Below are 22,648 nucleotides of genomic sequence, written 5' to 3'. Positions count from 1 at the left end.
ATAGGCGACCGGCAGGGATGCTGTCCGCATCCCGCGCGACCGAAGTTTCGCTGTTGGCGGTCAGGATTTCGTTACGGTCGCCTTGTTGATCACAACGGTCGCGTTCGGTGCGCCGTCACCCTGTCCCGTGGCCTCACCGGCCGCGGCGATCTTCTTCAGGACCTTCATGCCCGACGCGGAGATCGTGCCGAACGGTGTGTAGCTGGGCGGAAGTTGACTGTCCTGGTAGACCAGGAAGAACTGGCTGCCGCCGGTGTGCGCCTGGCCCGTGTTGGCCATGGCGATCGTGCCCGCCGGGTAGATGTTGTTCTTGAGGGTTTTGTCCTTCAGGTTCTCGTCCGGGAGGGTGTAGCCGGGACCACCCATACCGGTGCCCTTCGGGTCACCGCACTGCAGCACGTAGATGCCGTTCGTGGTGAGCCGGTGGCACTTGGTGTGGTCGAGATAGCCCTCGCTCGCGAGGAAGTTGAACGAGTTCACCGTGTGCGGGGCCGCGGACGTCTTCAGGGCGATGTCGATGTCGCCGCAGGTCGTCGCGAGCTTCATGTCGTACTTGGCCGACTTGTCGATGGTCATCGCCGGCTCCTTCTTCCAGCTCAGCGACTTCACCTTCCCCTCGGCCGCCTTCTCGCAGGGGTCCGCGGCCTTGCTCGGCGAGGCGCTCGGAGTGACCTCCGCGCTCGCGTTCGACTTGTTGTCGTCGTTCTTGAAGACCCCGGTCGCATACGACAGCACGCTGCCCACGACGATCACGCCGAGGACCGACGCGATCACCGAGTTGCGCACGTTCGCCTTGCGCCGCGCGGCCGTACGCCGCTGCTGCTGCCGCAAGAACTTCTCCCGGGCGAGCTGACGCCGCCGCTGCTCCTGGGTGACCACCGGGTTCTCTCCTCATGCGTCTCGTACGTCAACTGGGACGCGTGCGTCTTGGGTACCGATCGCCTGCGTGTGCCCCGTACCGTATATGGGTTCGCTGAGGAAACGGCAGCGCCGGTAGGCTCTGCGGCACTGCCATCCACCCCGTACGACCACGTACACCACAAATCGAAGGACGATCGTGCTCATTGCCGGGTTCCCGGCCGGCGCCTGGGGGACGAACTGTTATCTCGTCGCTCCCGCCGCCGGTGAGGAGTGCGTGATCATCGACCCGGGCCACCAGGCCGCCGAGGGAGTCGAGGAGACGCTGAAGAAGCATCGGCTCAAGCCCGTCGCCGTCGTCCTCACCCATGGCCACCTCGACCATGTGGCCTCGGTCGTCCCGGTGTGCGGCGCGCACGGCGTCCCGGCGTGGATCCACCCCGACGACCGCTACATGATGAGCGACCCGGAGAAGGCGCTCGGCCGTTCCATCGGCATGCCGCTGCTGGGCGAGCTGACCATCGGGGAGCCGGACGACGTCAAGGAGCTCACGGACGGCGCACGGCTGGAACTGGCGGGACTCGAACTGAGCGTGGCGCACGCGCCGGGCCATACCAAGGGGTCGGTGACGTTCAGGATGCCCGAGACCACGGACATCCCGTCCGTGTTCTTCTCGGGCGACCTGCTCTTCGCCGGCTCCATCGGACGCACCGACCTCCCCGGCGGTGACATGGCCGAGATGCTCGACTCGCTGGCCCGTGTGTGCCTGCCGCTCGACGACTCGACCGTGGTGCTGTCCGGCCACGGCGCCCAGACGACCATCGGCCAGGAGCGCGCCACCAACCCGTATCTGCGGCAGGTGGCGGCCGGCCTTCAAGATCGCGGCGAGGGATCGAACCCCCCTCACCGACGAGGAATGTGACGAGAGACCTCCCGTGAGCACCTTCAAGGCCCCCAAGGGCACGTACGACCTGATCCCGCCGGAGAGCGCGAAGTTCCTGGCGGTGCGGGAAGCCATCGCGGCCCCGCTGCGCAACTCCGGCTACGGCTACATCGAGACACCCGGCTTCGAGAACGTCGAACTGTTCGCCCGGGGCGTCGGAGAGTCGACGGACATCGTGACGAAGGAGATGTACGCCTTCGAGACCAAGGGCGGAGACAGGCTGGCCCTGCGCCCCGAGGGCACGGCGTCGGTCCTGCGCGCGGCGCTGGAGGCCAACCTCCACAAGCTGGGCAACCTCCCGGTCAAGCTCTGGTACTCGGGCTCGTACTACCGCTACGAGCGCCCCCAGAAGGGCCGCTACCGCCACTTCTCGCAGGTGGGCGCGGAGGCGATCGGCGCGGAGGATCCCGCGCTCGACGCCGAGCTGATCATCCTGGCGGACCAGGCGTACCGGACGCTGGGCCTGCGGAACTTCCGCATCCTGCTGAACTCGCTGGGCGACAAGGAGTGCCGTCCGGTCTACCGGGCCGCGCTGCAGGACTTCCTCCGGGGCCTCGACCTGGACGAGGAGACGCTGCGCCGGGCCGACATCAACCCGCTGCGCGTACTGGACGACAAGCGGGACGACGTCCAGAAGCAACTGGTGGGGGCGCCCCTGCTGCGGGACTACCTCTGCGACGCCTGCAAGGCGTACCACGAGGAGGTCCGCGAGCTGATCACCGAGGCGGGCGTCGCCTTCGAGGACGACCCGAAGCTGGTCCGCGGCCTCGACTACTACACCCGTACGACCTTCGAGTTCGTCCACGACGGACTGGGCTCGCAGTCCGCGGTGGGCGGCGGCGGGCGCTATGACGGCCTGTCCGAGATGCTCGGCGGTCCCGCGCTGCCGTCCGTGGGCTGGGCGCTGGGCGTCGACCGTACGGTGCTGGCTCTTGAGGCAGAGGGGGTCGAGCTCGAACTCCCGTCCGCGACAAGTGTGTTCGCGGTGCCGCTGGGCGAGGAGGCTCGCCGGGTGCTGTTCGCGAAGGTCACGGAGTTGCGCAAAGTGGGGGTCGCGGCGGACTTCTCGTACGGGGCGAAGGGCTTGAAGGGGGCGATGAAGAACGCGAACCGGAGTGGGGCGCGTTACACGATCGTCGCCGGTGAGCGGGACCTCGCGGAGGGTGTGGTCCAGCTGAAGGACATGGCGTCCGGGGAGCAGACGGCGATCGGCGTGAACGAGATCGTGGCGGAACTGGAATCGCGGCTGGGCTGAGGCGCCGGGGTGTCCTTCGCCCCCGCCGCCCTTACCCGTCCCATCCTCGGGGGCTCCGCGCCCCCGAACCCCCGCTCCTCAAACGCCGGAGGGGCTGACATACCAGCCCGTCCGGCGTTTGAGGACGAGGCCCCTTCAGGGCCGAAGCGGGGGTCTGGGGGTCGCAGGCCCCCAGGGACGGGACGGGTAAGGGCGGCGGGGGTGAAGTGTGCGGTTCGTGCAGCGTCAACTCGGCGCGTGCTGATTCGTCCCCCCCGGACGATTTCCGACACGTGTGCCCTCGCCGCCGTCCCGGGGCCGGGGCCCAGCAGGCATTCATGCCGTCGAGCCTCGTCCCGAGCCGGGCCCACAGGGACGGCCGCGCGCACCTGCTTATGTCCACCGAACGGTGGACACGCGCCCGTGTGCGGCACAATGACCGTGCCCGCCAACCCCCCTCTCGAAGCAACGGAACGGCGTGATGACCAAGACGACAGTGATGAAGGACGGTGTCTCCACCGACCGGCCCGAGCCCCCCGCCGAGGCATCCCGTTCCGTGGGCGGAAGTCGTGCGTTCGCCGTGATGCTGCTGCTCACCGGCGCGGCCGGCCTGCTCGCGGCGTGGGTCATCACGATCGACAAGTTCAAGCTGCTGGAAGCCAAGGTCGAGGGCAAGACGTTCACCCCCGGCTGCAGCCTCAACCCCGTCGTGTCCTGCGGCAGCGTGATGGAGAGCAAGCAGGCCGCCGCCTTCGGGTTCCCCAACCCGATGCTCGGCCTCGTCGCCTACGGCATCGTCATCTGCGTCGGCATGAGCCTCCTCGGCCGGGCCCGTTTCCCGCGCTGGTACTGGCTCACCTTCAACGCGGGGACCCTGTTCGGCGTCGGATTCTGCACCTGGCTGCAGTTCCAGTCCCTGTACCGGATCAACGCGCTGTGCCTGTGGTGCTCCCTGGCCTGGGTCGCGACGATCATCATGTTCTGGTACGTGACCTCGTTCAACGTCAGGAACGGGTTCATCCCCGCGCCGAAGTGGCTCAGGAGCTTCTTCGGCGAGTTCACCTGGGTCGTGCCGGTCCTGCACATCGGCATCATCGGGATGCTGGTCCTGACCCGCTGGTGGGAGTTCTGGACCAGCTGACGGCGCCGCAGGCATGATCAGTGCGGTACTGAGCCTTCTGGGGGACACCCCCGGACCCCCAGGTAGGGTTTTCAGCGTGGAGCCCGACCTGTTCACCGCCGCAGCCGAAGCACGCCAGGAGAAGGACCCGTCCGGAAGTCCCCTGGCCGTGCGGATGCGCCCGCGTGTCCTCGACGAGGTCGTGGGCCAGCAGCATCTGCTGAAGCCGGGATCGCCGCTGCGCCGACTCGTCGGCGAGAGCGAGGGCGGACCGGCCGGACCGTCGTCCGTGATCCTCTGGGGCCCGCCCGGCACCGGCAAGACCACCCTGGCGTACGTCGTGTCGAAGGCCACCGACAAGCGCTTCGTCGAGCTGTCGGCGATCACCGCGGGCGTCAAGGAGGTCCGCGCGGTCATCGACGGGGCCCGCCGTGCCACCGGTGGCTTCGGCAAGGAGACCGTCCTCTTCCTCGACGAGATCCACCGCTTCAGCAAGGCCCAGCAGGACTCCCTGCTCCCCGCTGTCGAGAACCGCTGGGTGACCCTGATCGCGGCAACCACGGAGAACCCGTACTTCTCCATCATCTCGCCCCTCCTCTCCCGCTCCCTCCTCCTCACCCTCGAACCCCTCACCGACGACGATCTGCGCAGCCTGCTGCGCCGCGCGGTCGCCGACGAGCGTGGTCTCAAGAGCGCCGTCACGCTCCCCGGGGACGCCGAGGAACACCTGCTGCGGATCGCCGGCGGAGACGCCCGCCGTGCCCTGACCGCCCTGGAGGCCGCCGCCGGAGCCGCGCTCGACAAGGGCGACGCGGACATCACCCTCCAGACCCTGGAGGAGACGGTCGACCGGGCGGCCGTGAAGTACGACCGGGACGGCGACCAGCACTACGACGTGGCCAGCGCCCTCATCAAGTCCATCCGGGGCTCCGACGTCGACGCGGCCCTGCACTACCTCGCCCGCATGATCGAGGCCGGCGAGGACCCCCGCTTCATCGCCCGCCGTCTGATGATCTCCGCCAGCGAGGACATCGGCCTCGCCGATCCGAACGCCCTGCCCATAGCCGTCGCCGCCGCGCAGGCCGTCGCCATGATCGGCTTCCCGGAGGCCGCCCTCACCCTCAGTCACGCCACCATCGCCCTCGCCCTGGCCCCCAAGTCCAACGCCGCGACCACCGCGATCGGCGCCGCCATGGAGGACGTACGCAAGGGCCATGCGGGACCCGTGCCGATGCACCTGCGCGACGGGCACTACAAGGGCGCCGCCAAGCTCGGCCACGCGCAGGGGTACGTGTACCCGCACGACCTGCCGGAGGGAATCGCCGAGCAGCAGTACGCCCCGGAGGAGCTCAAGAACCGCACGTACTACGAACCGACCCGGCACGGAGCCGAGGCCCGGTACGCGGACGCGGTCGAGTGGACCAGAAGACACCTCGGTCGCAAGCGGTCCTGAGCACGCTGTAGAATCCTGCGCAGTGCTGCGTCCCGTGTCCGGCTTCGGCCGGCGCCTCAGGCGGGACAACCAGCCGGATCTTCTGATCCAGGAGCGTCGCGCACCTTCGTAGGTGTCGCGGGCAGCCCACCACCACCCGGGTTCCGGGAACGGTCGGTGGGCCGTTCGTGTGCTGCACGTATGTGCCCAGCACAGGGGAACGGCTGCCTGGCAAGTCCCTCGTGGACCTGCCGGGAATCCCCGGCTGCGGATGCGACCTCCCGTAACCCTGAGGCAGCCGAAGAGGAAAAGGAAAAGAAGTGGCTAACCAGCCCCGCCCCAAGGTCAAGAAGTCGCGTGCCCTCGGCATCGCGCTGACCCCGAAGGCCGTCAAGTACTTCGAGGCCCGCCCCTACCCGCCGGGCGAGCACGGTCGTGGCCGCAAGCAGAACTCGGACTACAAGGTCCGTCTGCTGGAGAAGCAGCGTCTGCGCGCGCAGTACGACGTGTCCGAGCGTCAGCTCGTCCGCGCCTACGAGCGTGCCGCCAAGACGCAGGGCAAGACCGGTGAGGCCCTGGTCATCGAGCTGGAGCGTCGTCTCGACGCCCTGGTTCTGCGTTCGGGCATCGCCCGCACGATCTACCAGGCCCGCCAGATGGTCGTCCACGGCCACATCGAGGTCAACGGCCAGAAGGTCGACAAGCCGTCGTTCCGTGTCCGTCCCGACGACGTCGTGATGGTCCGCGAGCGCAGCCGCAGCAAGACGCTGTTCGAGGTCGCCCGCGCCGGTGGCTTCGCCCCCGACGGCGAGACCCCGCGCTACCTGCAGGTGAACCTCGGCGCCCTGGCCTTCCGCCTGGACCGCGAGCCGAACCGCAAGGAAATCCCGGTGATCTGCGACGAGCAGCTCGTCGTCGAGTACTACGCCCGCTGATCCAGCGGCTGTAGTACCTGGTACCACCGGCTTCGCGCCCTGGCCCGTCGTTTCCCCGCCCTCGCCGGCGGGGGAGCGGCGGGCTTTCGCATACGGCCTCGGCCGTGTCCCACCGCCGCCCCGGCAGGCCCCGTCCGGGTACGGAGAGCCACCTCCGGCGCGATAGGGTCGGGGGCGACTTTCGAAGTATCCAAACCCAAGTGAAGTACCCCCAGAACTCAGTCGATCTACGAGCGCAGAGAGCGGTGCGGTGTGACCGGTGGAGAGGTTGCCGGGATCCTGGTGGCCGTCTTCTGGGCGATCCTGGTCTCCTTCCTCGCCGTGGCGCTGGTGAGGCTGGCCCAGACGCTCAGGGCGACCACCAAGCTGGTCGCGGAGGTGACGGAACAGGCGGTGCCGCTGCTGGCCGACGCCTCCCAGGCCGTGCGCTCCGCGCAGACACAGATCGACCGGGTGGACGCCATCGCGACCGACGTCCAGGAGGTCACCTCCAACGCGTCGGCGCTGTCCACCACCGTCGCCTCGACCTTCGGCGGCCCGCTCGTCAAGGTCGCCGCGTTCGGATACGGCGTACGCCGGGCGATGAGCCGCAACAGGGCCGACGAGGTGCCCGAGCCCGAGCGGGCCCGGCGCACGGTCATCGTCGGTCGCACGGTACGGGCCCCGAAGGGCCAAAAGCGCCGCAGGCAGAAGGGCTGAACCCCGTCATGTTCCGCCGTACGTTCTGGTTCACCGCGGGCGCCGCGGCCGGTGTGTGGGCCACCACCAAGGTCAACCGCAAGATCCGGCAGCTGACCCCCGAGCACCTGGCCGCGCAGGCCGCCAACAAGGCGATCGAAGCCGGCCACCGCGTCAAGGAGTTCGCCCTCGACGTGCGGGCCGGGATGGCCCAGCGCGAGGCCGAGCTGGGCGAGGCCCTCGGGATCGCCGAATCCCCGGGCCGCGGCCTGCCCCCGCAGCGGCGGTTCGCCGCCCTCGACCGCGGGCCCGAAAACCAGAAGCACGATGAGAAGCACTACGGGATGCTGGACAACAAGCACTCGTACAACCGGAATGAGGACCACTGATGGAGTCGGCCGAGATTCGTCGCCGCTGGTTGAGCTTCTACGAGGAGCGCGGGCACACCGTCGTCCCTTCGGCGTCGCTCATCGCGGACGACCCGACTCTGCTCCTGGTCCCGGCCGGCATGGTCCCCTTCAAGCCCTACTTCCTCGGTGAGGTCAAGCCGCCGTGGTCGCGCGCCACCAGCGTGCAGAAGTGCGTCCGCACGCCCGACATCGAAGAGGTCGGCAAGACCACCCGGCACGGCACGTTCTTCCAGATGTGCGGCAACTTCTCCTTCGGCGACTACTTCAAGGAAGGCGCCATCACCTACGCCTGGGAGCTGCTCACCTCGCCCCAGGACAAGGGCGGTTACGGGCTCGACCCGGAGCGTCTGTGGATCACGGTCTACCTGGACGACGACGAGGCCGAGACGATCTGGCGCGAAAAGATCGGCGTCCCGGCCGAGCGCATCCAGCGCCTCGGCAAGAAGGACAACTACTGGTCCATGGGCGTCCCCGGGCCCTGCGGACCCTGCTCCGAGATCAACTACGACCGCGGACCCGAGTTCGGCGTCGAGGGCGGCCCGGCCGTCAACGACGAGCGGTACGTGGAGATCTGGAACCTCGTCTTCATGCAGTACGAGCGGGGCGAGGGCACCTCGAAGGAGGACTTCGAGATCCTCGGCGACCTGCCGAGCAAGAACATCGACACGGGCCTCGGCCTGGAGCGGCTCGCCATGATTCTGCAGGGCGTGCAGAACATGTACGAGATCGACACCTCCATGGCCGTCATCGACAAGGCCACCGAGCTGACCGGCGTCCGCTACGGCGACGCCCACGCCTCGGACGTGTCCCTGCGCGTGGTCACCGACCACATGCGCACGTCCGTGATGCTCATCGGCGACGGCGTCTCGCCCGGCAACGAGGGCCGCGGCTACGTTCTGCGCCGCATCATGCGCCGCGCCATCCGCAACATGCGTCTGCTGGGTGCCACCGGCCCGGTGGTCCAGGACCTCATCGACGTCGTGATCGCGATGATGGGCCAGCAGTACCCGGAACTCGTCACCGACCGCAAGCGCATCGAGACCGTGGCCCTCGCCGAGGAGGCCGCCTTCCTCAAGGCCCTCAAGGGCGGCACCAACATCCTCGACACCGCCGTCACGGAGACCAAGGCCGCCGGCGGCCAGGTCCTCGCCGGCGACAAGGCCTTCCTGCTCCACGACACCTGGGGCTTCCCGATCGACCTCACCCTCGAAATGGCCGCCGAACAGGGCCTTTCCGTGGACGAGGACGGCTTCCGGCGCCTGATGACGGAGCAGCGGGACCGCGCCAAGGCCGACGCCAAGGCCAAGAAGACCGGCCACGCCGACATGGGCGCCTACCGCGAGATCGCCGACGCCGCCGGTGAGACCGAGTTCGTCGGATACGACCGTACCGAGGGCGAGTCGACGGTCGTCGGCATCCTCGTCGACGGGGTCTCCTCCCCGGCCGCCACCGAGGGCGACGAGGTCGAGATCGTCCTCGACCGCACCCCGTTCTACGCCGAGGGCGGCGGCCAGATCGGCGACACCGGCCGCATCAGGATCGACACCGGTGCCGTCATCGAGATCCGCGACTGCCAGAAGCCGGTTCCCGGCGTGTACGTCCACAAGGGCGTCGTCCAGGTCGGCGAGGTGACCGTCGGGGCCAAGGCCCAGGCCGCCATCGACGTGCGCCGCCGCAAGGCCATCGCCCGCGCCCACTCGGCCACCCACCTCACCCACCAGGCCCTGCGCGACGCCCTCGGCCCGACGGCCGCCCAGGCCGGTTCCGAGAACCAGCCCGGCCGGTTCCGCTTCGACTTCGGCTCCCCGTCCGCCGTCCCGACGGCCGTGATGACCGACGTCGAGCAGCAGATCAACGAGGTGCTCGCGCGCGACCTGGACGTGCACGCCGAGATCCTCAGCCTCGACGAGGCCAAGAAGCAGGGCGCCATCGCCGAGTTCGGCGAGAAGTACGGCGAGCGCGTCCGCGTCGTGACGATCGGCGACTTCTCCAAGGAACTGTGCGGCGGCACGCACGTCCACAACACCGCTCAGCTCGGCCTGGTCAAGCTGCTCGGTGAGTCGTCCATCGGTTCGGGTGTCCGGCGTATCGAGGCCCTGGTCGGCGTGGACGCCTACAACTTCCTGGCCCGGGAGCACACGGTCGTCGCCCAGCTCCAGGAGCTGGTCAAGGGCCGCCCGGAGGAGCTTCCGGAGAAGGTCTCCGCCATGCTCGGCAAGCTGAAGGACGCCGAGAAGGAGATCGAGAAGTTCCGCGCGGAGAAGGTTCTCCAGGCGGCCGCCGGTCTCGCCCAGGGCGCCAAGGACGTCAACGGTGTCGCCCTGGTCACCGGTCGGGTGCCGGACGGCACGAGCGCCGACGACCTGCGCAAGCTGGTGCTCGACGTACGCGGCCGCATCCAGGGCGGCCGGGCCGTCGTCGTGGCCCTCTTCACCACGGCCAACGGCAAGCCGCTGACGGTCATCGCCACGAACGAGGCCGCCCGTGAGCGCGGTCTCAAGGCGGGCGACCTGGTTCGCACGGCCGCCAAGACCCTCGGTGGCGGCGGTGGCGGCAAGCCGGACGTCGCCCAGGGCGGTGGCCAGAACCCGGCCGCCGTCGGCGAGGCCGCCGACGCCGTCGAGCGCCTTGTGGCGGAAACGGCCAAGTGAGCGGCGACGACAACGCCATGCGCCGCGGCCGTCGACTCGCGATCGACGTCGGGGACGCCCGCATCGGGGTCGCCTCGTGCGACCCCGACGGGATCCTCGCCACTCCGGTGGAGACGGTCCCGGGCCGAGACGTTCCCGCAGCTCAGCGCAGGTTGAAGCAACTCGTCGACGAGTACGAACCCATCGAGGTCGTCGTCGGCCTCCCTCGCTCCCTCAAGGGGAGCGAGGGCCCCGCCGCCGTGAAAGTCCGCGGGTTCACCCAGCAGCTGGCCGTCCTGATCGCGCCAATCCCGGTGCGTCTGGTGGACGAACGTATGACGACGGTGACGGCCAGTCAGGGACTGCGTGCTTCGGGCGTGACATCGAAAAAGGGCAGATCGGTCATTGACCAGGCCGCAGCCGTGATCATCCTGCAGCAGGCCCTGGAATCCGAACGGGTGTCAGGTAAAGCACCCGGCGAGGGCGTCGAAGTGGTCATCTGATCGCGATACGGTAACGTTCCGCGCGATTGTGGCTCTGTTCGAACAGTAGCCGCACAGTAAGAGGCGGAACGGTAGCGGCGATGTGGGGGCCGCGTGATCGGCCGCCTCGCGGCTCTAGGGGATTGATGACTGAGTATGGCCGGGGCTCAGGCTCCGAACCGTGGCATCCGGAGGACCCGTTGTACGGGGACGTCGGATGGGAAGGACAGCAGGCCCAGGCCGACCAGTCCTCCTACGGCGGCCAGCCGCAGCACTACCCGCAGCAGGAACAGCCGCAGCAGTCGCAGTACGGCGACTGGGGCACCGACGGCCAGCAGGCCGCCTACGGTCAGGCGCAGCAGCAGTACCCGAACCAGCAGTACCCACAGCAGTACCAGCAGCAAGCCCAGCATCAGCAGTACCCGCAGCAGTACATCGATCCGGGTCAGCAGCAGTACGCGAACGGTGGCTGGGACGCCGGACAGCAGGCGCAGGTCCCGTACGTCGCCGACCCCACGGACCCGTACGCCCAGCAGGCCGCCGCGTACGGCGGTGAGCAGCCCGACTACTACGGCACGCCCGACGCGTACCCGCCGCCCGAGCCGCCGGCCAGGCGCCGTGCCGAGCCGGAACCCGAACCGGAGCCGGAACGGGAACCGCAGGTCGGCTGGGACCCCGGCCCCGATCAGGGCGAGCACGCCTTCTTCGCGGGCGGTGACGATGGCGACGAGCCCGAGGAGCCGGGAGGGCGTCGGGGCCGGGGTGACCGGAAGGGCCGTGATGGCGACAAGGGTGGGAAGGGCGGCAAGACCAAGAAGAGCCGCAACGGAATCGCCTGCCTGGTGGTCGTCCTGGTGTTCGGTGGCGGCATCGCCGGAATCGGGTATTTCGGGTACCAGTTCTACCAAAATCGTTTCGGCGAGGCGCCCGACTACGCGGGTGACGGCACGAGTGCGACGGTGACGGTCGAGATCCCCAAGGGTGCGGGCGGTTACGAGATCGCCAACGAGTTGAAGGCGAAGGGCGTCGTCAAGAGTGTCGACGCCTTTGTCTCGGCGCAGTCGGAGAATCCCGACGGGAAGAAGATCCAGGCCGGCGTCTATGTCCTGAACAAAGAGATGTCCGCCAAGAGTGCCGTCGCGTTGATGCTCGACCCCAAGAGCCAGAACAATCTGATCGTTGCCCCCGGCTGGCGAAACGTCCAGGTCTACGAGGCGATCGATAAACAACTCGGCCTTCCCAAGGGTGCCACCGCGAAGGTTGCCAAGGCGGACTACAGGAACCTCGGACTTCCGGATTGGGCGAACGACAGCGAGAACATCAAGGATCCGCTGGAAGGTTTCCTTTACCCGGCGACCTATCCCGCTGCCAAGGGTATGAAACCCGCGGAGGTCCTGAAGGAAATGGTGGCACAGGCCAACGCGACATACGGCACGCTCGACCTCGAAGCGAAGGCCAAGGAACTCGACCTCGACGGTCCGCTACAGGTCATCACGGTCGCGAGTCTCGTCCAGGCCGAGGGCGTGACGCACGACGACTTCAAGAAGATGGCCTCTGTCATCTACAACCGCCTCAAGACGTCGAACGACATCACCAACCAGAAGCTCGAATTCGACTCGACGTACAACTACCTCAAGAACCAGAGCAAGATCGATATCTCGACGTCGGAGATCCGGAACTACGACGACCCGTACAACACGTACTTCTACAAGGGTCTGCCGCCCGGGCCGATCGGGAATCCGGGCGACGAGGCGCTGAAAGCCGCACTGAACCCCGACGGCGGTGGGTGGATGTTCTTCATCTCCCTCGACGGCAAGACGACGAAGTTCACCAAGACCTTGTCCGAACACGAAGAGTTGGTCCGTCAATTCAATGCACAACGCAAAAGCGGCAGCTGAGCACGGAGAGGGCTACCGGGCCGCGGTGCTCGGTTCCCCGATCGCCCATTCCCTCTCCCCGGTGCTGCACCGCGCCGCGTACGAGGAACTGGGGCTCACCGGCTGGACGTACGACCGCTTCGAGGTCGACGAGGCGGGACTGCCGGAGTTCCTCGGAGGGCTCGGGCCCGAGTGGGCGGGGCTGTCGCTCACGATGCCGCTGAAGCGGGCGGTCATCCCGCTGCTGGACGAGGTCAGCGAGACGGCCGCGTCGGTCGAGGCCGTCAACACCGTCGTGTTCGGCGCGGACGGGCGATGCGTCGGCGACAACACCGACATCCCGGGGATCGTGGGCGCCCTGCGCGAGCACGGCATCGAACAGGTCGACTCCGCCGCGATCCTCGGCGCCGGTGCCACCGCCTCCTCCGCGCTCGCCGCGCTGGCCCGGATCTGCACCGGCGAGGTCGTCGTGTACGTCCGCAGCGAGGCCCGGGCCGCGGAGATGCGGCAGTGGGGCGAACGCCTCGACGTCGAACTCCGTACGGCGGACTGGGCGGGCGCCGCCCGGGCGCTGCACGCCCCGCTGGTGATCGCCACGACCCCGGCCGGTGCGACGGACGAACTCTCCCGTGCGGTCCCGGAACGGCCCGCGACCCTGTTCGACGTGCTCTACCACCCCTGGCCGACCGATCTCGCGGCCCGCTGGTCGGCGTACGGCGGGGCGGTCGTGAGCGGACTCGACCTGCTGGTGCACCAGGCGGTGCTTCAGGTGGAGCAGATGACCGGGATCGTCCCGGGCCCGCTGGGCGCGATGCGCAGGGCGGGCGAGAAGGCACTGGCCGATCGCTGACCCCATTCCGTTCCCCGTCCGTTTGCTGGACCGCCGATCAGCCATCCGGCCCGGACGTGGGAGGATCGGGGTGGCGGGCCAGGGCCGCGCACCCGGTCACGCCGTCGCCGTACGCGAGGACGCGCGTACGCAGGGCAGTACCAGGGCGCGAGTATGAGGAGCACCGTTGAGCAGGTTGCGCTGGTTGACCGCGGGGGAGTCCCACGGTCCCGCTCTTGTCGCGACGTTGGAGGGTCTTCCCGCCGGCGTGCCGATCACCACGGAGCTGGTGGCGGACCACCTGGCGAGGCGGCGGCTCGGCTATGGGCGCGGTGCCCGGATGAAGTTCGAGCAGGACGAGATCACCTTCCTCGGCGGCGTGCGGCACGGTCTGTCCATGGGCTCGCCGGTCGCGGTGATGGTCGGCAACACCGAGTGGCCGAAGTGGGAGCAGGTGATGGCGGCCGACCCGGTGGATCCGGACATCCTGGCCGGGCTCGCCCGCAACGCCCCGCTGACCCGCCCCCGCCCCGGTCACGCCGACCTCGCGGGCATGCAGAAGTACGGCTTCGACGAGGCCCGCCCGATCCTGGAACGCGCCTCCGCGCGTGAGACCGCGGCGCGGGTGGCGCTGGGCGCGGTGGCCCGCTCGTTCCTGAAGGCGGCGGCCGGGATCGAGATCGTCTCGCACGTCGTCGAACTGGCGGCGGCGAAGGCGCCCTACGGCGTCTACCCCAAGCCCTCCGACGTCGAGAAGCTGGACGCGGACCCGGTGCGCTGCCTGGACGCGGACGCGTCGAAGGCGATGGTCGCGGAGATCGACCAGGCCCACAAGGACGGCGACACCCTCGGTGGTGTGGTCGAGGTGCTGGCGTACGGCGTGCCGGTGGGCCTGGGCTCGCACGTGCACTGGGACCGGCGCCTCGACGCGCGGCTGGCCGCCGCGCTGATGGGCATCCAGGCCATCAAGGGCGTCGAGGTCGGCGACGGCTTCGACCTCGCGCGCGTGCCCGGCTCGAAGGCGCACGACGAGATCGTCCCGACCGACGACGGCATCCGGCGCGCGACCGGCCGTTCCGGTGGCACCGAGGGCGGCCTGTCCACGGGTGAGCTGCTCCGCGTGCGGGCCGCGATGAAGCCGATCGCGACCGTGCCGCGCGCCCTGCAGACCGTCGACGTGGTCACCGGCGAGGCGACCCAGGCCCACCACCAGCGCTCCGACGTGTGCGCTGTTCCGGCGGCCGGCATCGTCGCCGAGGCGATGGTCGCCCTCGTCCTGGCCGACGCGGTCGTGGAGAAGTTCGGTGGCGACAGCGTGCCCGAGACCCGCCGCAATGTGGAGTCCTACCTCGAACACCTGATCGTCCGGTGAGCGCGATGCAGATTGTGCTGGTCGGGCCGATGGGCGTCGGCAAGTCCACCGTCGGGCGGCTGCTGGCCGAGCGGCTCGACTGCGCGTACCGGGACACCGACGACGACATCGTCGCCGAGCAGGGCCGCACGATCGCCGACATCTTCGTCGACGAGGGCGAGCCGGCCTTCCGGGCCGTCGAGAAGCAGGCGGTCCAGCGGGCGCTGGCCGAGCACGACGGCGTCCTCGCCCTCGGCGGCGGCTCGATCCTCGACGAGGACACCCGTGAGCTGCTTGCCGGGTACCGGGTCGTCTACCTCTCGATGGACGTCGAGGAAGCGGTCCAGCGCACCGGCCTGAACGCGGCCCGCCCCTTGCTGGCGGTCAACCCGCGCCGGCAGTGGCGGGAACTGATGGAGGCCCGCCGCCATCTGTACACGGAGGTCGCCGACGCGGTCGTCGCCACCGACGGCCGTACGCCCGAAGAGGTCACCCAAGCCGTCCTGGACGCACTGGAGTTGAAGTCAGCATGAGCAGCGAGGCAGTGACGCGGATCCAGGTCGGCGGCACGGCGGGCAGCGACCCGTACGAGGTCCTGATCGGCCGCCAACTCCTGGAGGAGCTGGGCGGGCTGATCGGCCCCAGGACGAAGCGCGTCGCGGTGATCCACCCCGAGGCGCTCGCGGAGACGGGTGAGGCGCTGCGCGCCGACCTGGCGGGCCAGGGCTTCGAGACGGTCGCCATCCAGGTGCCGAACGCGGAAGAGGCCAAGACCGCGGAGGTGGCCGCCTACTGCTGGAAGGCGCTCGGTCAGTCCCACTTCACCCGCACCGACGTCATCGTCGGTGTCGGCGGCGGGGCGACCACCGACCTGGCCGGCTTCGTGGCCGCGACCTGGCTGCGCGGGGTGCGCTGGATCGCGATCCCGACGACCGTCCTGGCGATGGTGGACGCGGCGGTCGGCGGCAAGACCGGCATCAACACCGCCGAGGGCAAGAACCTCGTCGGCTCCTTCCATCCGCCCGCCGGTGTGCTCTGCGACCTGGCCGCGCTGGACTCGCTCCCGGTCAACGACTACGTGTCCGGGCTCGCGGAGATCATCAAGGCCGGTTTCATCGCCGACCCGGCGATCCTGGAGCTGATCGAGGCCGACCCGCAGGCCGCCCGCAGCCCGGCGGGGCCGCACACGGCCGAGCTGATCGAGCGGTCGATCAAGGTGAAGGCGGAGGTCGTCTCCTCGGACCTGAAGGAGTCGGGCCTGCGCGAGATCCTCAACTACGGGCACACGCTCGCGCACGCCATCGAGAAGAACGAGCGCTACCAGTGGCGGCACGGCGCGGCCGTCTCCGTCGGCATGCACTTCGCGGCCGAACTGGGCCGCCTCGCGGGGCGGTTGGACGACGCGACGGCCGACCGGCACCGCACGGTCCTGGAGTCCGTGGGCCTGCCGCTGCACTACCGCTACGACCAGTGGCCCAAGCTGCTGGAGACGATGAAGCTCGACAAGAAGTCCCGGGGCGACCTGCTGCGGTTCATCGTCCTGGACGGACTGGCCAAGCCGACCGTCCTGGAGGGACCCGACCCGGCCGTCCTCCTCGCCGCCTACGGCGAAGTGGGGCAGTAGCTCCCCGCTCGGGCGCTTGGCCCGATTCGCGTGTGGCGACGGGCACTTCGGGCCGTTCCGGGCCGTTCACCAAACGGCGGCCCGGGACGGTACCGTTCGGTGGCGAGCGGGGTCCGTGCCCCGCCTGCCAGCGCCAATCGCCTGTACGAGATGGAGTGGCACCGGATGCAGGACGCAGTGGGGTCTCCGCTGCCGCCGCCCCACCAGCCGGGGCAAGGACCGGGCGCCGACTGGTCGTCGGCCGCCCCGCACGCGGGGCAGCAACACCCGGGCGCGCACCCGGGTTCCGCACCCCCGAGCCGGCCACCGGCTCCGGCGCCGGTCTACCCCGGCACAGGCGCCTCGGGACCGGGCCCGCAGGCACAGCATCCGCCGGTCCCCCAACACGCTCCCGTTCCGCAGCATGCCCCGGTGCCGCCCACGCCGGACACCACCGGCCATATGCGGTTGCCGCAGGGCGACTTCGTCCCGACGCCGGGTCCGCCGCCCGCCACGGGCCCCGTCGATCCTGCCTCCGTGCCCCTCGCCGTGCTGCTGATCGGCCCCGCGGGCGCCGGGAAGACGAGTGTCGCCAAGTACTGGGCGGACCATCGCCGGGTGCCCACCGCGCACATCAGCCTCGACGACGTACGCGAATGGGTCCGCTCGGGCTTCGCCGACCCGCAGTCGGGGTGGAACGACCATTCCGAGGCGCAGTATCGTCTCGCCCGCCGCACCTGCGGCTTCGCCGCGCGCAACTTCCTGGCCAACGGCATCTCGTGCATCCTCGACGACGCGGTCTTCCCCGACCGCCCGGTCATCGGCCTCGGCGGCTGGAAGCGGCACGTCGGGCCCGGCCTGTTGCCGGTCGTGCTGCTGCCCGGCCTGGAGATCGTCCTGGAGCGCAACGCCGAGCGCTCGGGCAACCGCCGCCTCACGGACGAGGAGGTCGCCCGCATCCACGGCCGGATGGCGGGCTGGTACGGCTCCGGGCTCCCGATCATCGACAACTCCCAGCTCGACGTACCGGCGACGGCCCAAGTCCTGGACGACGTCCTCGCGCGGCTGCTGGCCAGCCCGCCCAAGTGGTAGACGGGCCGCGCGCCTCGCAAGCGGGGCAGGGTACGCCCGGCTCCGGGCGCGTGCCTACCGGACACCGACCGGTGATCGCCACGTCCCGGTGGGCCGAACGAGTGGTCGCTCCCGCCGCCCCTGTCCGTCCCGCACCCCAGCTTCGGTCGGGCTGGTATGTCAGCTTCTCCGGCGTTCGAGGAGCGGGGGTTCGGAGGCAGCGCCCCCGAGACGGGGCGGGCAAGGGCGGCGGGGGCGAAACCTACGGCGTGCCTCCACCTCCCGCCCGGTCGGCCCTCTCCGACCGGCGGCAAGCCGTGCGCGCTCTTACGCTCGGGGCATGTCAGAGGTGTACGCGGCGCGCAGAGCGCGGCTTCGGGAGCGGTGTCACGCGGGCGGCAGTGCGGGAGCGCTGGTCTCCCGGGCCGCCAATGTGCGGTATCTCGCAGGCGCGGCCCCGCAGGGAGCCGTACTGCTGCTGGGAAAGCGCGAGGACCTGCTCGTGTGGGCGGGACCCGAGGACGACCGGCTCCCCGAGGGAAGCCGTCCGGACGAGGCCCTGCGCGTGCACGCCCTGTCCGCGCCCGGCGGTGATCCGGCCGTCGCCGCCGCGGATCTCGCCGCCGCGCAGGGCGCCGAGTCCCTCGCCGTCGAGGAACACCATCTGACCGTGGCCCGGCATCGCGCCATCGGCTCGGTCGCACCCCGGCTGCGCCTCGCCGACCTCGGTGGCGCCGTCGAGCAGCTCCGCCTCGTCAAGGACGAGGCGGAGATCGCCTGTCTGCGGATCGCCGCCGAGATCGCCGACCAGGCGCTCGGTGAGCTGCTGGAGTCCATCCTCGTCGGGCGTACGGAGAGACATCTCGCCCTCGAACTGGAGCGGCGGCTCGTCGATCACGGTGCCGACGGGCCCGCCTTCGCGACCGCCGTCGCCACCGGGCCCCACTCCGGCCGCCGGGGGCATCGGCCCACCGATCGGCGCGTGGAAGAAGGAGACTTCCTCTCTGTTTGTCTCGGCGCCGTCTACCGCGGATACCGCTGTGAAATCGGCCGCACGTTCGTCATCGGGACCTCGCCGGCCGACTGGCAGATCGAGCTCTACGACCTCGTCTTCGCAGCCCAGCGCGCTGGACGGGAGGCCCTGACACCCGGCGCCGCCTACCGTGACGTGGACCGCGCGGCACGCCAGGTGCTGGACTCCGCGGGGTACGCGGACCGCCTTCCGGAGCTCACCGGACACGGTGTCGGGCTCGAAATCGACGAGGAGCCGCAGCTCGCCCCCGCGGCCATGGGTAAACTGGACGCTTGCGTGCCGGTCACCGTCGAACCGGGGGTCCACCTCCCGGGCCGGGGCGGTGTCCGGATCGATGACACGCTCGTCGTCCGCCCTGAGGCGGACGGCGGACCCGAGCTACTCACCATCACGACCAAGGAACTGCTCGCGCTCTAGCTTCGAGCTGTCGCGTCTGCCCCGGGGTCGTCCACGTCAGTCCAGGAGATTCCGCAACCGTGGCTTCCACGAACGACCTCAAGAACGGCCTTGTGCTCAAGCTCGACGGGGGCCAGCTCTGGTCCGTCGTCGAGTTCCAGCACGTCAAGCCCGGCAAGGGCCCTGCCTTCGTGCGCACCAAGCTCAAGAACGTGCTCTCCGGCAAGGTCGTCGACAAGACGTTCAACGCCGGTGTCAAGGTCGAGACGGCCACTGTCGACAAGCGCGACATGCAGTTCTCCTACATGGACGGCGAGTACTTCGTCTTCATGGACATGGAGACCTACGACCAGCTCATGGTGGACCGCAAGGCCGTCGCCGACGCCGCCAACTTCCTGATCGAGGGCTTCACCGCCACGGTCGCGCAGCACGAGGGCGAGGTGCTCTTCGTCGAGCTGCCGGCCGCCGTCGAGCTCGTCATCCAGGAGACCGAGCCGGGCGTCCAGGGCGACCGCTCCACGGGCGGCACCAAGCCGGCCACGCTGGAGACCGGCCACCAGATCCAGGTCCCGCTCTTCATCACCACCGGTGAGAAGATCAAGGTGGACACCCGTACGAGCGACTACCTCGGCCGGGTGAACAGCTAACCGTGGCTGCCCGCAACACGGCCCGCAAGCGTGCCTTCCAGATCCTCTTCGAGGGCGACCAGCGCGGGGCCGATGTCCAGACGGTCCTCGGGGACTGGATCCGGCTCTCCCGGGCCGACACCCGCCAGCCCCCGGTCAGCGAGTACACGATGGAACTCGTCGAGGGCTACGCGCAGCACGCGAAGCGCATCGACGAGCTGATCTCGCAGTACTCGGTCGGCTGGACGCTCGACAGGATGCCGGTCGTCGACCGCAACATCCTGCGCCTCGGTGCCTACGAGCTGATCTGGGTCGACGCGACCCCGGACGCCGTCGTCCTCGACGAGATGGTGCAGCTGGCGAAGGAGTTCTCCACGGACGAGTCGCCCTCGTTCGTCAACGGGCTCCTGGGCCGGTTCAAGGACCTGAAGTCCACGCTGCGCCGCGACGAGGCCTGAGCCGAGCCAGGCCTTCGGGCGTCTGGTCATACGTATGAACGCCGGTGGGCCCCAGCAGTGTGTCGCTGGGGCCCACCGGCGTTCATACGACCAGGTGCGACCAGGTGCGACCAGGGGAGCGTGGGGACGGGCCGGGGGTATCCGCGTACCCGGAGGTGCCAAGAGGGCCTGCGAAGCCCGCAAAACGGCGCCGGGGTGGCCGGAACCCATAGGTTCCGGCCACCCCGGCGGCACGTTTCTGCTCAACGGCTGAAAGCCGTCGGGCTCAGCTGTCCTCGTGGGAGACGGCGCGGCGCGCGTCCGCGTCCAGGACACCCCAGCTGATCAGCTGCTCGGTCAGGACCGAGGGCGACTGGTCGTAGATGACCGCGAGCGTGCGCAGGTCGTCCTGGCGGATCGACAGCACCTTGCCGTTGTAGTCGCCGCGCTGCGACTGGATCGTCGCGGCATAGCGCTGGAGGGGCCCCGCCTTCTCGGCCGGCACATGGGCCAGCCGCTCAAGGTCGAGGACGAGCTTCGGCGGCGGCTCGGCGGCTCCGCCCGGCGTGGTGCCCGGCAGCAGCTCCTGCACCGGAACCCCGTAGAAATCCGCCAGCTCGGCGAGGCGCTGCACGGTCACGGCACGATCGCCGCGCTCGTACGAACCGACCACGACCGCCTTCCAGCGTCCCTGGGACTTCTCCTCGACACCGTGGAGGGAAAGGCCCTGCTGGGTGCGGATCGCCCGGAGCTTGGCCCCGAGCTGTTTGGCGTATTCGCTGGACATATAGCTCCCGGACACAGTGTCGACGTGCGGACGAGCCGCGCGGCTGGTGACTCACTGTGAGGTTACGCAGCGTTACTCTTCCCCGTCAAGCCGAATGGTCCCGCCGGGCCCTTCCACGCCGGGCGACGTGCGGTTACTGCAGTCGGGTGACGCGTGATGCCAGGGGGGTGATCAGGTGTGTTGCGCGGGCTGGTACCGTGGATGGCGCAATTCCGACGTCCTTTAATGATCCGTCCTGTGAGGCGGAGAAGGAGGTCCGTTTCCTATGGACTCAGAGCAGGACAAGCAGCAGTACGAGGCCGACGCACGGCCCGTTCTGGAAGCCCCCGACATCGCGCGGGTGCTGACCCGCATCGCCCACGAGATCGTCGAACGCGCCAAGGGTGCCGACGACGTGGTGCTCCTCGGCATTCCGACCCGGGGTGTCTTCCTCGCCCAGCGGCTCGCCGCCAAGCTGGCGGAGATCACCGACCGCAAGATCCCGGTCGGCTCGCTCGACATCACCATGTACCGCGACGACCTGCGCATGCACCCGCCGCGCGCGCTGGCCCGCACGGACATCCCCGGTGACGGACTCGACGGCAGACTGGTCGTCCTCGTCGACGACGTGCTCTTCTCGGGCCGCACCATCCGCGCCGCCCTCGACGCCCTGAACGACCTCGGGCGCCCGCGCGCGGTGCAGCTCGCCGTCCTCGTCGACCGCGGCCACCGCGAACTGCCCATCCGCGCCGACTACGTCGGCAAGAACCTCCCCACGTCGCTGCGGGAGACGGTCAAGGTCCAGCTCGCCGAGGAGGACGGTCGGGACACCGTGCTGCTCGGAGTGAAGCAGACCGCCCAGCAGTAGCACGCGTGCGCGTGCGGCCCCGCGCCGTACGCCCCTTCACGTTGCCCCTGCCTGCCCGGAATCTCCTGAACTTCCTTACGGAGCCTGAAAGATGCAGCGTCATCTCATCTCGGCCGCCGACCTCACCCGTGACGACGCCGTCCTGATCCTCGACACCGCCGAGGAGATGGCCCGGGTCGCCGACCGGCCGATCAAGAAACTGCCGACCCTGCGCGGCCGTACCGTCGTCAACCTCTTCTTCGAGGACTCGACGCGGACCCGGATCTCCTTCGAGGCCGCCGAGAAGCGCCTGTCGGCGGACGTCATCAACTTCACCGCCAAGGGGTCGAGCGTCTCCAAGGGCGAGTCCCTGAAGGACACCGCCCAGACCCTCGAAGCCATGGGTGTCGACGCGGTCGTCATCCGGCACGGCGCCTCCGGGGCCCCGTACCGGCTCGCCACCTCCGGCTGGATCGACGCGGTCGTCATCAACGCCGGCGACGGCACCCACCAGCACCCCACGCAGGCCCTGCTCGACGCCTTCACCATGCGGCGCCGGCTCGTCGGCCGGGACGCGGGCATCGGCCAGGACCTCGCAGGCAAGCGCATCACCCTGGTCGGCGACATCCTGCACAGCCGCGTCGCCCGCTCCAACGTCGACCTGCTGCACACCCTCGGCGCCGAGGTCACCCTCGTCGCGCCGCCGACCCTGGTGCCGGTCGGCGTCGAGAGCTGGCCCTGCGAGGTCTCCTACGACCTGGACAGCACCCTGCCGAAGTCCGACGCGGTGATGCTGCTGCGGGTGCAGCGCGAGCGTATGAACGCCGCGTTCTTCCCGACCGAGCGCGAGTACTCGCGGCGCTACGGCCTCGACGGCGACCGCATGGCGCGGATGCCGGAGCACGCCATCGTGATGCACCCCGGGCCGATGGTCCGCGGTATGGAGATCACCGCCGAGGTCGCCGACTCCGAGCGCTGCACCGCCATCGAGCAGGTCACCAACGGTGTCTCCATCCGCATGGCCGTGCTCTACCTGCTGCTCGGCGGCAACGAACCCGCCGTCACCCACACCCGTACCGAGGAGAAGTAA

22 protein-coding genes are annotated in these 22,648 nt (G+C 69.6%); 20 read left to right on the top strand and 2 right to left on the bottom strand.

Annotated elements, in window-relative coordinates; genetic code table 11:
- Nucleotides 1-60: 60 nt before the first annotated feature.
- Complete coding sequence (locus tag IEY89_RS06045) at nucleotides 61-879, bottom strand: peptidylprolyl isomerase (RefSeq protein WP_189146217.1); 819 nt, start codon at nucleotides 877-879, stop codon at nucleotides 61-63.
- A gap of 178 nt (nucleotides 880-1,057) precedes the next feature.
- On the opposite strand from IEY89_RS06045, the gene IEY89_RS06040 reads away from it, so the two are divergent.
- The 18 genes from IEY89_RS06040 to nusB all read left to right on the top strand — a co-directional run bounded on the left by IEY89_RS06040 (nucleotide 1,058) and on the right by nusB (nucleotide 19,966).
- Nucleotides 1,058-1,780 (top strand): MBL fold metallo-hydrolase, encoded by a 723-nt coding sequence (locus IEY89_RS06040; RefSeq protein ID WP_189146216.1) that lies wholly within the window; start codon nucleotides 1,058-1,060, stop codon nucleotides 1,778-1,780.
- Between the two features lie 13 nt (nucleotides 1,781-1,793).
- Entirely contained in the window at nucleotides 1,794-3,056 is a 1,263-nt protein-coding gene (hisS, locus tag IEY89_RS06035) for a histidine--tRNA ligase (RefSeq protein WP_189146215.1), read from the top strand.
- Nucleotides 3,057-3,516: 460 nt separating this feature from the next.
- Nucleotides 3,517-4,176, top strand: a complete 660-nt coding sequence (locus IEY89_RS06030; RefSeq protein WP_189146214.1) for a vitamin K epoxide reductase family protein — start codon at nucleotides 3,517-3,519, stop codon at nucleotides 4,174-4,176.
- Nucleotides 4,177-4,252: 76 nt separating this feature from the next.
- Nucleotides 4,253-5,608 (top strand): replication-associated recombination protein A, encoded by a 1,356-nt coding sequence (locus IEY89_RS06025; RefSeq protein ID WP_189146213.1) that lies wholly within the window; start codon nucleotides 4,253-4,255, stop codon nucleotides 5,606-5,608.
- Between the two features lie 299 nt (nucleotides 5,609-5,907).
- Nucleotides 5,908-6,522 carry a 30S ribosomal protein S4 gene (rpsD, locus tag IEY89_RS06020; RefSeq protein ID WP_086766745.1) on the top strand — a complete coding sequence of 205 codons (615 nt, stop codon included), beginning with the start codon at nucleotides 5,908-5,910 and terminating at the stop codon, nucleotides 6,520-6,522.
- Between the two features lie 252 nt (nucleotides 6,523-6,774).
- Nucleotides 6,775-7,221 carry a DUF948 domain-containing protein gene (locus tag IEY89_RS06015; protein ID WP_189146212.1) on the top strand — a complete coding sequence of 149 codons (447 nt, stop codon included), beginning with the start codon at nucleotides 6,775-6,777 and terminating at the stop codon, nucleotides 7,219-7,221.
- An 8-nt stretch (nucleotides 7,222-7,229) separates the two neighbouring features.
- Complete coding sequence (locus IEY89_RS06010) at nucleotides 7,230-7,589, top strand: DUF6167 family protein (protein WP_189146211.1); 360 nt, start codon at nucleotides 7,230-7,232, stop codon at nucleotides 7,587-7,589.
- On the top strand, nucleotides 7,589-10,261 hold the full coding sequence (gene alaS, locus IEY89_RS06005) for an alanine--tRNA ligase (RefSeq protein ID WP_189146210.1): 2,673 nt from the start codon (nucleotides 7,589-7,591) through the stop codon (nucleotides 10,259-10,261). The genes IEY89_RS06010 and alaS overlap by 1 nt, the downstream gene beginning before the upstream one ends.
- Nucleotides 10,262-10,278: 17 nt before the next feature.
- A complete protein-coding gene (gene ruvX / locus IEY89_RS06000; RefSeq protein WP_189146488.1) occupies nucleotides 10,279-10,743 on the top strand; it encodes a Holliday junction resolvase RuvX in 465 nt (154 codons plus the stop codon).
- Nucleotides 10,744-10,868: 125 nt separating this feature from the next.
- Nucleotides 10,869-12,620, top strand: coding sequence for an endolytic transglycosylase MltG (mltG, locus tag IEY89_RS05995; protein WP_189146209.1), 1,752 nt, complete (start codon nucleotides 10,869-10,871; stop codon nucleotides 12,618-12,620).
- Nucleotides 12,595-13,449 carry a shikimate dehydrogenase gene (locus tag IEY89_RS05990; protein WP_189146208.1) on the top strand — a complete coding sequence of 285 codons (855 nt, stop codon included), beginning with the start codon at nucleotides 12,595-12,597 and terminating at the stop codon, nucleotides 13,447-13,449. Before mltG ends, IEY89_RS05990 begins: the two co-directional genes overlap by 26 nt.
- 166 nt (nucleotides 13,450-13,615) lie before the next feature.
- A complete protein-coding gene (aroC, locus tag IEY89_RS05985) occupies nucleotides 13,616-14,800 on the top strand; it encodes a chorismate synthase (protein ID WP_189146207.1) in 1,185 nt (394 codons plus the stop codon).
- 5 nt (nucleotides 14,801-14,805) lie between these two features.
- Nucleotides 14,806-15,312: a shikimate kinase gene (locus IEY89_RS05980; RefSeq protein ID WP_189146206.1), complete on the top strand. Its 507-nt coding sequence runs from the start codon at nucleotides 14,806-14,808 to the stop codon at nucleotides 15,310-15,312.
- Entirely contained in the window at nucleotides 15,309-16,403 is a 1,095-nt protein-coding gene (gene aroB, locus IEY89_RS05975) for a 3-dehydroquinate synthase (protein ID WP_189146205.1), read from the top strand. The genes IEY89_RS05980 and aroB overlap by 4 nt, the downstream gene beginning before the upstream one ends.
- Before the next feature lie 165 nt (nucleotides 16,404-16,568).
- Entirely contained in the window at nucleotides 16,569-17,474 is a 906-nt protein-coding gene (locus tag IEY89_RS05970; RefSeq protein WP_189146204.1) for a Pro-rich N-terminal domain-containing protein, read from the top strand.
- A 319-nt stretch (nucleotides 17,475-17,793) separates the two neighbouring features.
- The gene (locus IEY89_RS05965) at nucleotides 17,794-18,903 is read left to right on the top strand and encodes an aminopeptidase P family protein (protein WP_189146203.1); all 1,110 of its coding nucleotides are present in this window, start codon (nucleotides 17,794-17,796) and stop codon (nucleotides 18,901-18,903) included.
- Between the two features lie 59 nt (nucleotides 18,904-18,962).
- Complete coding sequence (gene efp, locus IEY89_RS05960; RefSeq protein WP_006382090.1) at nucleotides 18,963-19,529, top strand: elongation factor P; 567 nt, start codon at nucleotides 18,963-18,965, stop codon at nucleotides 19,527-19,529.
- Between the two features lie 2 nt (nucleotides 19,530-19,531).
- Nucleotides 19,532-19,966: a transcription antitermination factor NusB gene (nusB, locus tag IEY89_RS05955; RefSeq protein WP_189146202.1), complete on the top strand. Its 435-nt coding sequence runs from the start codon at nucleotides 19,532-19,534 to the stop codon at nucleotides 19,964-19,966.
- A gap of 265 nt (nucleotides 19,967-20,231) precedes the next feature.
- On the opposite strand, the gene bldD is transcribed toward nusB, so the two are convergent.
- Complete coding sequence (gene bldD, locus IEY89_RS05950; RefSeq protein WP_007380685.1) at nucleotides 20,232-20,732, bottom strand: transcriptional regulator BldD; 501 nt, start codon at nucleotides 20,730-20,732, stop codon at nucleotides 20,232-20,234.
- A 265-nt stretch (nucleotides 20,733-20,997) separates the two neighbouring features.
- Between bldD and pyrR the strand changes: the two genes are divergently transcribed.
- Nucleotides 20,998-21,579: a bifunctional pyr operon transcriptional regulator/uracil phosphoribosyltransferase PyrR gene (gene pyrR / locus IEY89_RS05945; protein ID WP_189146201.1), complete on the top strand. Its 582-nt coding sequence runs from the start codon at nucleotides 20,998-21,000 to the stop codon at nucleotides 21,577-21,579.
- Between the two features lie 91 nt (nucleotides 21,580-21,670).
- Complete coding sequence (locus IEY89_RS05940; protein ID WP_164408620.1) at nucleotides 21,671-22,648, top strand: aspartate carbamoyltransferase catalytic subunit; 978 nt, start codon at nucleotides 21,671-21,673, stop codon at nucleotides 22,646-22,648.

This window comes from Streptomyces lacrimifluminis (assembly GCF_014646095.1).
In the GTDB taxonomy this organism is placed as follows: Bacteria; Actinomycetota; Actinomycetes; order Streptomycetales; family Streptomycetaceae; genus Streptomyces; species Streptomyces lacrimifluminis.
This window is presented reverse-complemented; position numbering and strand designations above follow the sequence as displayed.

Excerpts from the sequence above, each read along its gene's own strand:
- IEY89_RS06030 (WP_189146214.1), top strand. The coding sequence starts at position 3,517 with ATGACCAAGACGACAGTGATGAAGGACGGTGTCTCCACCGACCGGCCC.
- IEY89_RS06010 (WP_189146211.1), top strand. The coding sequence starts at position 7,230 with ATGTTCCGCCGTACGTTCTGGTTCACCGCGGGCGCCGCGGCCGGTGTG.
- alaS (WP_189146210.1), top strand. The coding sequence starts at position 7,589 with ATGGAGTCGGCCGAGATTCGTCGCCGCTGGTTGAGCTTCTACGAGGAG.
- ruvX (WP_189146488.1), top strand. The coding sequence starts at position 10,279 with ATGCGCCGCGGCCGTCGACTCGCGATCGACGTCGGGGACGCCCGCATC.
- mltG (WP_189146209.1), top strand. The coding sequence starts at position 10,869 with ATGACTGAGTATGGCCGGGGCTCAGGCTCCGAACCGTGGCATCCGGAG.
- IEY89_RS05990 (WP_189146208.1), top strand. The coding sequence starts at position 12,595 with ATGCACAACGCAAAAGCGGCAGCTGAGCACGGAGAGGGCTACCGGGCC.
- IEY89_RS05980 (WP_189146206.1), top strand. The coding sequence starts at position 14,806 with ATGCAGATTGTGCTGGTCGGGCCGATGGGCGTCGGCAAGTCCACCGTC.
- aroB (WP_189146205.1), top strand. The coding sequence starts at position 15,309 with ATGAGCAGCGAGGCAGTGACGCGGATCCAGGTCGGCGGCACGGCGGGC.
- IEY89_RS05970 (WP_189146204.1), top strand. The coding sequence starts at position 16,569 with ATGCAGGACGCAGTGGGGTCTCCGCTGCCGCCGCCCCACCAGCCGGGG.
- IEY89_RS05965 (WP_189146203.1), top strand. The coding sequence starts at position 17,794 with ATGTCAGAGGTGTACGCGGCGCGCAGAGCGCGGCTTCGGGAGCGGTGT.
- bldD (WP_007380685.1), bottom strand. The coding sequence starts at position 20,732 with ATGTCCAGCGAATACGCCAAACAGCTCGGGGCCAAGCTCCGGGCGATC.
- pyrR (WP_189146201.1), top strand. The coding sequence starts at position 20,998 with ATGGACTCAGAGCAGGACAAGCAGCAGTACGAGGCCGACGCACGGCCC.
- IEY89_RS05940 (WP_164408620.1), top strand. The coding sequence starts at position 21,671 with ATGCAGCGTCATCTCATCTCGGCCGCCGACCTCACCCGTGACGACGCC.